This is a genomic window from Candidatus Epulonipiscium viviparus (genome assembly GCF_000171335.1).
Classification (GTDB): Bacteria; Bacillota; Clostridia; order Lachnospirales; family Cellulosilyticaceae; genus Epulonipiscioides; species Epulonipiscioides viviparus.
In genome coordinates this window covers 17,809-28,523 of record NZ_ABEQ01000033.3, presented here as the reverse complement: position 1 = coordinate 28,523, position 10,715 = coordinate 17,809, and the positions used below count along the sequence as shown (strand labels likewise).

Here is a 10,715-nt window from a genome sequence, read left to right as displayed (position 1 = left end):
GAGGTGTTGTATGGAAATGTTTAGAACCATTCTTACAATTATATTTGTGATAGCTTCTTTTGCGATAATTATAATTGTTTTGATGCAAGAAGGAAAATCTACTGGTTTGAGTGGAATGACAGGTGAAAGTGAAAATACTTTCTGGGCTCAAAATAAGAAAAATTCATTAGAAGGAAAAATTGAAAGGTTTACCAAAGTAACTGCAGCGATATTTATGATCTCGGCATTAATTTTAGGAATAATATAATAGAGAGGCTGTCATTGCGACAGCCGTTTAATTTAATATGTGAGAACGCCTAAAATTTCATCATAGCTCATGTTATCAGTAAAAGTGAATGTTCCTTTTTGTAAAATACGTGATTTACCAACCATTATAACATAATCATCGAATGCTTGAGCATCAGAAATTACACCATTTGATTGTAAAAGTTGTGCAATAGTATGTGATCCAGAACCCGCAGGGATAGATACCTCAATTTTTACAGGATCTTCTACTATTAAAACAGGTGCAGGTGTAGGCTCAGGAGTTGGCTCAGGCTTTGGCTCAGGCTTTGGTTCAGGCTTTGGCTCAGGAGTTGGCTCTGGCTTTGGTTCTGGTGTAGGTTCAGGAGTTACTTGTGTTTTAGTTGGTGCAGGGTTTGATGGTTGCTGTGTTTTTGGAATAGTCTGTTCTACAACAATATCTGTAGTTGGGATTTCGTCATCAGATTGTAACACAATAATACTGCCTGCAACTACACAAATAATTCCGATAGCTAGTACACTTGTCCATAGTTTATTCATTTTATGACTCCTTTCTATACAAAGATAAAATTAATTCAATTTCGCCTTTGCCACGATTTAATTCTTTTGCTATTTTAGTAACRCTATATCCTTGGTTGGCGAGATATAAAACTTTTTGGTCTTCTTCTTTAAGTTCTTCAAAAATACGTGATTTATGAGCAACATCAGATGCTAAATCAAAACCTTTATTAGGTTTAAAAATACTTTTTGCCTGAGGAGTAAGAGGTGCAGGTTCCTTGAGGACTTGTTGTGGAGAAAATCCTTCCACTTGATCTTGCATCTCGTTACGTCTTGAGTCAACAATTTTGTATATACTTACTACAATAATTACAATTCCTACTCCGATTAAAATCCATCCTGTAATCATTATATTCTCCTTATTCAAATTTATTTGACTGAGATAGTTCATTTAATGTTTCTGTTGAGTTAAAATCATCAGCTTGGTTAAGATTTTTCTTGCGCTTCATTTCTATGAATTTGTAAATGCTCAATAAAATAAATACGATCCCTATCCCTACTAAAGCCCACCCTATATACAATATTAATCCCTCCTTTATTAAATAGTCCAATCTATAAGCCCAGAATGAGTTGGATGAGGAGCAGTCTGTTTGCTATTTTGTTCCTCACGATTTAAATATTTTGTAGTTTCGCTGGTTTGTTCTGTTCTTATAACTTGTTCTCGTTTACGTCTGACATCTTTTTCGCCTTCAACTGCAATCCAGGTCTGTTCCATCATTGGAGCAATTTTATCAAATTCAGAAGTTTTAGAAAGAAGTTGAGTATTCATATACGTAGTATGCGTATCTATAGGTCTAATCATTTCAATCCCTCCTAATTATTTTAATGTTTATAATGGAAAAATTACGTTATATTTTTTAAGTTTATTACGCAATTTTACCATAAGTTTTGAATGAATTTGTGATACTCTAGATTCTGAAATTTCAAGGATTAAACTAATTTCTTTTAATGTTAGTTCTTCGTAATAATATAGTTTAATTAGTAATTGTTCACGCTCAGTTAGCGCGAGTATCTCATGCTCTAAAATTTCAAGAGCTTCTTTGTTTTCGAGTTCTTGGTAAGGATTTTTGGTTGTTATATCCTCTATATTAAATTCATATAATTCACTTTCATCGATAGAAACTAAGGTGCTGATGTTTGTGTCATGGACTAATTTATTATACTCAGATTCGTTGATATTTAATTCTTTTCTAACATCAGTATCTGTTGGACTATGGCCTATTTTGGCCTCTACACGTTCATAGGCCCTAATATATTCTTTTTGCTTTTGTCTAATAGAACGCGGTACCCAGTCGAGTTTACGAATTTCATCGATTATAGCACCTCGAATTCTTAAAGAAGCATAGGTTTCAAATTTAATTTTTTTATCATAATCGTACTTGTCAATTGCATCAATTAAACCTATAACGCCAAAGCCTAGGAGGTCATCTAATTCAAGGTATGAATTAAGATAAATACCGAGACGTCCAGCAACAATTTTTACGAGGGGTGCGTAGTGTTCAATCAATTGTTCTTTAAGTTCCCTCGATTTTGTTTTTTTGTATTTATCCCATACCTTATCTATATTCGCCACGCACTGAATCACCTCTTTCTATATTTGCTTTTCACCCTTACCAATTGTTCTAACTAAGACTCCTCCTGTTTCTAGATCTAAGATAATTGTCCGGCCGTAGTTCTGGCCAGTGTCATTAGCTTTAATAGGAATATTTAAGTTGCGTAAAACTTCCTTTACGGCTATTATATTGCGATCTCCTATTCTTAATGCATTATTTCCTGTGGCCAAATTAAACATTTGAGCCCCACCTGCAATCTTGGCAACTAAATGATTTTTATTAGCGCCTTTTTTTAGAACTTCTTGCACCAATTTTGGAACACCAGTATCTGCAAATTTTGCAGCATTATCATTATTTTTTATTTCTTTGCTATTTGGTAACATTATGTGCACCATCCCCCCAATTTTACTAGACGGGTCATATAATGTTACACCTACACAAGATCCTAGACCTATCGTTGTAATTTTTTGTGGTGCTTTTCCTACTTTCAATTCTGCTATTCCCACTTGCAATGTATTATTACTCATAATAGTGTCTCATTGAGTTCATAATTTTACGCTCCGTTTCCTTATCTAAAACGAACAAATAGTTTCCTGTTAATAACATATGATCGCTTTCAAAATAAGTTCGTATTAGTAGCGTATCTAAATATTCATCACAAAATTCTATAAGGGGAATAGAGAGTATAGCAGTAGCCATATCCATTACAATTTGAGGGGTAGATTGGCTAATGGTAAGATTTACAAATGTTCCAATGGCATTAAGGTAGTTACCGGCTAAAATATTTCCAAGTTCACTAAGTAATGAAAGTTCCATTTCACCTAACTCATGTAAGTTATTAACTTGTATACCAAGTACATTAAATATAATTTCTTTTGCACTGGATTCTTCTAATACAAGCATCAATACGGCACGCATGTCTCCAACTATTTCTATTACATTTGCAACAATAAAAACATCTTCTTCGTGATAGATTTTACTAAGCTCAGAAATATCTTGGACATCAACTTGGACAACATTCATACTAATTTTTTTATTTAAAAGTTGGCTGAGAGCAGTAATTGCATTACCCGCCCCTATATTAGCCACTTCTTTTAATGCATCTAATGTATGGTCGGTAATTTCATCACGGAGTCTAATCATAACCTACTCTCCTATTCCAAATGAAACCTCTACTAATCTTTCATGATTTAGTAATGTAACTATTTCATCACCACTTTCAACTTTTCCTACACCAATAATGTAGCTAGAATCAACTTTGCCTTGCATAGATGAGGTGCTCTCTACTTGGTCGTCATCTATATCAAGAACTTCTTTAACCTTATCTACTATACATCCAACCATAGCCTCTTCCATTTTGAGTATAATAATACGAGTAGCATCAGTACTAGGTACTATATCCATATTAAATAATTTGCGTATGTCAATAACAGGAATAATTTCGCCTCTAAGATTCATAACTCCGCGTATTGCAATAGGAGATTTTGGYACACGCATTATACTTTTCATACGTTCGATGATTTGTACGCTTTGGATATCTATGCCAAAATTTTGTTTATCCATTTCAAAAACTACATACTGCTTCATAACTTCCTCCATTCTACCACACTTTGGCGGTTAATTAAACCAATGTATTTATGTCAAGAATTAATGCAACTTCGCCGTTACCTAGTATTGTTGCACCAGCGATCATATGAATRTTGTTGAGATATTTGCCAAGAGGTTTAATTACGATTTCTTGTTGCCCAATGAGTGAGTCTACTACAAAACCTACTTGCTTTTCACTTTTTTTAACAATTACAACGATTAAGTCTTCGTTATCAGTTGATGGAAGTTCTAGTATACTATCTAGTCTGACTACAGGAATAACTTGATTTCTAAGAACGATGACTTCTTGATTTTGAACCTGTTTAATTTCGTCATGATGAATATTTTCTATGTTTTGAATATTATTTAATGGAATAGCATATTTTTCGGAACTAATATTAACCATAAGTGCTTGAATAATAGCCAATGTTAGTGGTAGTCGAACTATAAATCTGCTGCCCTTACCAAGTTCTGTAACAATTTCTACGTTTCCGCCAAGAGCTGTAATTTTGCTTTTTACAACGTCTAGCCCAACGCCACGACCAGATAAATCGGTAATTTTCTTTGCCATACTAAAGCTAGGTTTAAATAGAAGTTCTAACACTTCTTGTTCGCTCATAGCTGCAACAACATCAGCTGGTTCTCCTCGTTCAATGCCTTTTGCACGTATTTTTTCAACATCAATTCCACGACCATCGTCTTCTACTTCAATAACTACACTATTTCCATCTTGATAAGCACGTAATTTAATAGTTCCTTTTTCCGGTTTGTCAACTTCTTTACGTTCTTTTGTAGTTTCTAACCCGTGATCTGCTGCGTTTCTAAGTAAGTGAATTAAAGGGTCACCAATTTCATCAATAACCGTTCTATCCAGTTCTGTTTCTTCACCAGACATAACAAGCTCAATATTTTTACCCAATTTACGAGAAATATCTCTAATAAGTCGAGGAAAGCGATTGAATACAGTTTCTACAGGAACCATTCGAACTTTCATAACTGCATCATGGAGGCTGGTAGTAACTCGCTCTAAATATTCTACGGAATCGCTATAATTAGTTTCTGAGTTTGATTGATTATTAGATTCTGCTATGCCTTCTAATTGAGTTTTTACAATAATAAGCTCACTGACAAGATTCATAAGAGTGTCAAGTCTATCGATATTTACACGAACACTTTTGCCTGCAACAGCAGCTTTGTGTGCAGCAGCAGCATCTTCCTTGGTAGCAGCTTTTTTAGGTGCAGCTGGAGGTGGAGGTGGAGCAGCTGGTGCTGGAGTGGGAGCTTCTGGTACATTTTGCTCAGGAACTTCTTCGTCTTGAACAATAGAAGTGTCTTGCTGATCTAATGTAAATTCTTCTATAGTGACTCCTTCAATTTCGGCAACAGCCATGACAATTTCCTGAATACGCTCAGGGGATTCATCTGTTGTAAGTACAAGCATAAATTCTTGATCAAACTTTTCTTCTTCTATTTCTTGGCTAGAAGGATCGCTATGGATAATCTCTCCCATAGTGCCAAGATCTGAATATACAATAAAGGCTCTAGCGGCTTTTAACATACAAGTTTTTGCAATAATGATATTAATTTTGAGTACATTCATACCAGATTCTAAAGCTTGTTTTTTTACTACTTCAACAGAATCAGGTAATTTAAATTGATTGGATTGTGCAGGTGCATTAGTTGCAGAAGATGTAGTAGCAGCAGGTGTATCAGTTGCAGTAGCTGCAGGAGCTCCTCCTTTAAAATCACCCTTAAGTATTGCTTCTAGTTGACCAATTAAATTAGAATAGCTTTCATCACCTTCCGAAGAAGTATTAATAATTTGATCAACATAATTTTCTAAAGCATCAAGACATTGAAACATAATATCTACCAACTCGGTAGTGATATGCAATTTTCCATTTCGTATTTCAGATAAGACATTTTCAACACTATGAGTGAGATGTTGCATCTTAACAAATCCCATGGTTCCAGCCATACCCTTAAGAGTATGAGCTACTCTAAAGATAACATTAACAACTTCTATATCATCAGGTGTTGCTTCTAACAGCAATAAATTTTCATTTAAAGCCTGTAAGTTTTCCTTGGATTCTTCTATAAAAATTTGTAAATATTGTGACATATCCATAATTTTTTACCTCACTAACTTTTTAATTAGATTTGACATTTCGTTTATACTTACAATGTGGTCGTGCAATTTTGCGTCATAGATAGCTCTAGGCATTCCATATACTACAGAACTGGCTTGATCTTGCACAATAATTGTACTTTTATTGGTATTTCTTAAATCTTGTACTCCGTCTAGACCATCCTGGCCCATACCCGTAAGTACAATGCCTATAGAATTGATATTTAATTTTGCAAGTGATGAAAATAACAAATTTACGGATGGTCGGTATCCTTTATAGTGAGCTGCAGTTGTAATTTTTATTGTTGGTATTGCCGCATTAATAATTTGGCACTGATGTCCTCCAGGAGATATATAAACTTCACCTTGTCGCAAGATATCACCATTTACGGCTGTTTTAATTGTAAGTGAGCTGATTTGATTAATTCTATGAGCCATATTAGGAATATATCCTTCGGGCATATGTTGAACAACAACATATGTTAGGGGTAATTCTTTGGGGAGGTTGCTAAATAATTCTTTTAGAGTTTGTGGCCCCCCAGTACTAACTCCTATTACAACTACGTATTTAAATGTATTACCAGATTGTGTTATCATTTATACTCACCTTTGGTTTTTTAATATACGCCTCAATTTACTAACAAGAGGTTCTTTGTTTAATAAGGCTGATTCTTGAGTGTCCTGATAATGCAGTAAATTTTTAGCTATATTATTATATGCTATGCTAGCTTGTGCATTTCTATTTATATAATATATAGGTTGGCTTTTTCGTACAGCCTTTACAAGGTTTGTATCATAAGGGATGTAACCTTTAAAATGGAGATTTAAATTTAAAAAAGATTTTGAAACAGTATCAATTTTTTTGAATACGCTCATACCCTCATTAGGAGAATCCACTCCATTTAAAATAACATTGTATTTGGCTTCAACAAAAAAATCTTTGGTGAACGTTTTTAATAAAGCATATGCATCAGTTATCGATGAAGGGTCTGGAGTTACAATTAAACACACTTCATCAGCTATTTCACAAAACTTAATTACTATATCATTAATTCCAGCGCCAGTATCTATTAGAACGACATCTGCAACTTCGGCAAGCGTGCTAAGTTCAATGGCAACTTTTTCAATTTGGAACTTATCTAAGTATAACATTTCTTTCACACCATTTCCACCCGAAATAAAAGAAATTCCGTATGGAGTGTTGGTAATTACTTCTTGTAAACTTAAGTTACCTGCTAGAAGATGCGCTAGATTGTATCTGGGTCTAACACCGAGTATTAAGTCGATATTAGAAAGTCCAAAATCGGCATCTAATATAAGTACTCTTTGCCCAAGCTCTTTTAAAGCTAGGGCAATATTTGCAGTAAAATTACTTTTTCCAACTCCACCTTTTCCGCTAGTAACAGTAAAAATTTTTAGAGTATTGCGTGTAGGAGGTGTTTTGCTATTAACTATATCTCTCAAAGTAGCGGCTTGATCACTCATATTTTATTCTCCCTAATAATAATCTGACATATTTTAGAGTTTCAAATTTTTCAATATCTTCAGGTACGTTTTGTCCTGTGGTGATATATGCTATTTCTGTTTTTGTACATGAAGCAATATTTAATAAATTTCCAATTCCGTCTGTTTCATCTAATTTAGTTATAATTAGAGCAAAACGATCAACTAGATTTTTATAAATTGGAACAATACTTTGAATGTCTTTATATTGAGTGTTCATATTTAAAACTAAGAATACTTGCTTTTCCTCTACCGTTGCTAGTAATTCTTTAAGTTCGCCAAGTTGATTAAAATCTTTGTGTGAGCGTCCCGCAGTATCAATAAAAATATAATCCGCATCTTTCCATTTTTGCAAATATTTTGGGATATCAGATGGTTCAAATATAGTTTCAATTTCTACGTTTAATATTTCGGCATAAGTTTTGAGTTGGGCAACAGCAGCAATTCTATATGTGTCAGCAGTAAGTAAAACTACTTTTTTGTTTTCTTCTAACACTTTTATAGCAGTCAGCTTGGCAATGGTTGTTGTTTTGCCAACGCCCGTAGATCCAACAAAAAAGGTAACTCTTGGAATATTGTAATTAAATTTTGGCATAACACTTGTGAGAGTATTATATAATGCACGGCTGATTCCGTCAACAGTGTTTTCACTAACTTGGTCTAAAATATCATCAATTATGGATTCTTCGATTCCTTCTTCTAGCATAGATTGTTTTAAAATTTTTTCGAAAGGAATTTTTTCTTCTGAAATAATAGTATCTTCTATATTTTTAGTAGGCTGCATAGATAACTGAATATTATCAACTTTGATTTTGGGCTCTGGAAAGGGAGATTTAAGATTATCTAACTGCTTAATAAAATCAGCGCCTTCTTCGATTGCCTCATCTTGGATATCAGAATTTGTTGGTCGCGAAAAATTAAAAGTGTTGGATTCATCAAGGGCAATTGTTATACTCCAATCGCCTTTTTTGAATAAACCCAATAGCCCTGTTTTTCTTTCTTCAGAGCTATTTACAATAATTGCATTATCACCGTATTCTTTCATTATTTCATTTTTAACTGATTCTTCGTCTTTGCCAGTAATTTTTAAAATTCTCATTTAAGCACTCACCATTCCTATAGATTGAATTTCAACATTTGGAGCGATTTCATTATATGAAATTACTATTAGATCCGATATATATTGATTAGTCAGTTGTTTAAAATATATTCTAACTATAGGAGAGGTTAAAATAATAGGCGATAATCCAATAGAAGTTAATTTGCCAACTTCTTTTTTTAGATTATTAATTATCTTCTGTAATACAGCTGGATCAAGTGCTACGTAAGAGCCTTGCTCTGTATGCTGGACTGCTCCCATAATCATTTGTTCTATGGCGGGGTCAAGCGTAATAACTTGGTTAGTGGACCCTACAAAAACTTTTTTAGAAATAGCTCTTGCAAGCCCTTGTCTTACATATTCTGTCAGTACATCGGTGTCTCTAATGGAGCCTGCATAATCTGCCAAAATTTCACAGATAGTAGGAAGGTCTCGAATAGAAACACTTTCGCTCAATAGATTTGCCAAAACTTTTTGAATGTCTCCAAGAGTGAGAAGTTTTGGAGTCAAATCCGATAAAAGCGCTTCGTGCTGTTCTTTTATATTATCAAGCAATGCTTTTGTATCTTGGCGTGATAAGAGTTCTGCAATATTATCTCGAATAACTTCTGTTAGATGTGTTGCGATAATAGAAGGACCATCAACAACGGTATAACCACGAATTTCTGCTTTTTCGCGCTGAGATTCATTAATCCATAGAGCGGGTAGTCCAAAGGCAGGTTCGATAGTCTTAATTCCTTCTATTTCCTCTTCTACATATCCAGGATCCATTGCCATGTAGTGATCAAACATAATTTCACTTCTAGCAACTTCGATTCCCTTAATTTTTATACTATATACGTTCGGAGGAAGCTGAATGTTATCTCTTATGCGAATAATAGGAACCACTGTTCCAAGCTCAAGAGCAATCTGTCGTCTAATCATAATAACCCTATCAAATAAGTCTCCGCCTTGAGCTGAATCTGCAAGCGGAATGATACCATATCCAAACTCAAGCTCGATTGGATCAACCTGAAGTAATCCAAGAACATTTTCTGGTTTTCTAATTTCAGACGCTTCGATATCTTCTTGTTCGATTTCTTTTTCAACTTCTTTAACTTGTTGAAGAGTACTTAGTCGGCGACCTAATACAATCCATAAAATTCCAATAGGCACTGTAAAGACAGGTCCGATAGGAGTTCCAAGACCTAGGGCAATAATAGCAAACGCTGCTAAATATAGAACAAGCGGCGAATATGCAAATTGTCCAAATAACGCGTGGCTGATATTAGAGTCTTGGTCGGTTTTAGTAACCAAAAGACCTGTTGCGGTAGAAATAAAAAGTGAAGGGATAGCACTTACCAAACCGTCTCCAATTGTTAGGATAGTGTATGTATTAAGTGCTTCTGCAACTTCCATATCCAGGTTTACAATTCCTATTATTAATCCAGCAATGATATTTATAAATGAGATTAAAATACCAGCCAAGGCATCATTTTGAACAAACTTAGATGCACCATCCATGGCCCCAAAAAAGCTGGCTTCGTCTTGAATTTTTTTTCGTCGTAGCTTTGCCATATCTTCATCGATATACCCAGAGTTGAGATCGGCATCAATTGCCATTTGCTTACCTGGCATAGCGTCTAGTGTAAATCTCGCAGCAACCTCGGCAACACGTCCCGAACCTTTGGTGATAACCATAAAGTTTACAATAGAAATAATTATAAAAATGATAACTCCAATTACTATATTACCATCAGAAACATAAACTCCAAATGCCTCTATGACAGGGCCGGCATAAGCTTCTACAAGAATAAGTCGAGTGGATGCAATATTCAGACCAAGTCTAAAGATCGTTGTTACGAGTAACATCGTTGGAAATAGAGATAAATCCAAAGATTCTTTGGAGAATAACGCACTAAGCAAGATCATTGCTGTTAACGAAATGTTGATTATCAGCAAGACACTAAGCAGTTGTTCCGGTAACGGGATTAAAATGAGTGCCAATATTAGTAGGACAAAAATACCTAAAATTGCATCTCCTGATCGTATCATTACTCTTGTG

At 34.5% G+C, this 10,715-nt stretch carries 13 protein-coding genes; 1 reads left to right on the top strand and 12 read right to left on the bottom strand.

What is annotated here, in order from left to right; all coding sequences use genetic code 11:
- Positions 1-247: preprotein translocase subunit SecG (gene secG, locus EPU_RS06200; RefSeq protein WP_242650847.1), on the top strand; the 247-nt coding region annotated here is incomplete at its 5' end.
- A gap of 32 nt (positions 248-279) precedes the next feature.
- On the opposite strand, the gene EPU_RS06195 is transcribed toward secG, so the two are convergent.
- The 12 genes from EPU_RS06195 to flhA form a co-directional block, all read right to left on the bottom strand.
- Complete coding sequence (locus tag EPU_RS06195; RefSeq protein ID WP_010167707.1) at positions 280-783, bottom strand: endolytic transglycosylase MltG; 504 nt, start codon at positions 781-783, stop codon at positions 280-282.
- Position 784: 1 nt separating this feature from the next.
- On the bottom strand, positions 785-1,150 hold the full coding sequence (locus EPU_RS06190; protein WP_029488129.1) for a DUF6115 domain-containing protein: 366 nt from the start codon (positions 1,148-1,150) through the stop codon (positions 785-787).
- Between the two features lie 189 nt (positions 1,151-1,339).
- The gene (locus EPU_RS06180) at positions 1,340-1,603 is read right to left on the bottom strand and encodes a hypothetical protein (RefSeq protein ID WP_010167701.1); all 264 of its coding nucleotides are present in this window, start codon (positions 1,601-1,603) and stop codon (positions 1,340-1,342) included.
- A 27-nt stretch (positions 1,604-1,630) separates the two neighbouring features.
- Positions 1,631-2,374 (bottom strand): sigma-70 family RNA polymerase sigma factor, encoded by a 744-nt coding sequence (locus tag EPU_RS06175; protein ID WP_010167699.1) that lies wholly within the window; start codon positions 2,372-2,374, stop codon positions 1,631-1,633.
- A gap of 18 nt (positions 2,375-2,392) precedes the next feature.
- The gene (locus EPU_RS06170; protein WP_010167697.1) at positions 2,393-2,881 is read right to left on the bottom strand and encodes a chemotaxis protein CheD; all 489 of its coding nucleotides are present in this window, start codon (positions 2,879-2,881) and stop codon (positions 2,393-2,395) included.
- A complete protein-coding gene (locus tag EPU_RS06165; protein ID WP_010167695.1) occupies positions 2,874-3,497 on the bottom strand; it encodes a chemotaxis protein CheC in 624 nt (207 codons plus the stop codon). The genes EPU_RS06170 and EPU_RS06165 overlap by 8 nt, the downstream gene beginning before the upstream one ends.
- Before the next feature lie 3 nt (positions 3,498-3,500).
- Positions 3,501-3,941: a chemotaxis protein CheW gene (locus EPU_RS06160; protein ID WP_010167694.1), complete on the bottom strand. Its 441-nt coding sequence runs from the start codon at positions 3,939-3,941 to the stop codon at positions 3,501-3,503.
- Positions 3,942-3,975: 34 nt separating this feature from the next.
- The gene (locus tag EPU_RS06155) at positions 3,976-6,069 is read right to left on the bottom strand and encodes a chemotaxis protein CheA (protein ID WP_029488126.1); all 2,094 of its coding nucleotides are present in this window, start codon (positions 6,067-6,069) and stop codon (positions 3,976-3,978) included.
- A 6-nt stretch (positions 6,070-6,075) separates the two neighbouring features.
- Positions 6,076-6,666 (bottom strand): CheB methylesterase domain-containing protein, encoded by a 591-nt coding sequence (locus EPU_RS06150; RefSeq protein WP_010167691.1) that lies wholly within the window; start codon positions 6,664-6,666, stop codon positions 6,076-6,078.
- A gap of 6 nt (positions 6,667-6,672) precedes the next feature.
- Entirely contained in the window at positions 6,673-7,554 is an 882-nt protein-coding gene (locus EPU_RS11720; RefSeq protein WP_010167689.1) for a MinD/ParA family protein, read from the bottom strand.
- Positions 7,547-8,671, bottom strand: coding sequence for a flagellar biosynthesis protein FlhF (gene flhF, locus EPU_RS06140; RefSeq protein WP_010167687.1), 1,125 nt, complete (start codon positions 8,669-8,671; stop codon positions 7,547-7,549). The genes EPU_RS11720 and flhF overlap by 8 nt, the downstream gene beginning before the upstream one ends.
- A complete protein-coding gene (gene flhA, locus EPU_RS06135; protein WP_010167685.1) occupies positions 8,672-10,705 on the bottom strand; it encodes a flagellar biosynthesis protein FlhA in 2,034 nt (677 codons plus the stop codon).
- Between the last annotated feature and the right edge of the window lie 10 nt (positions 10,706-10,715).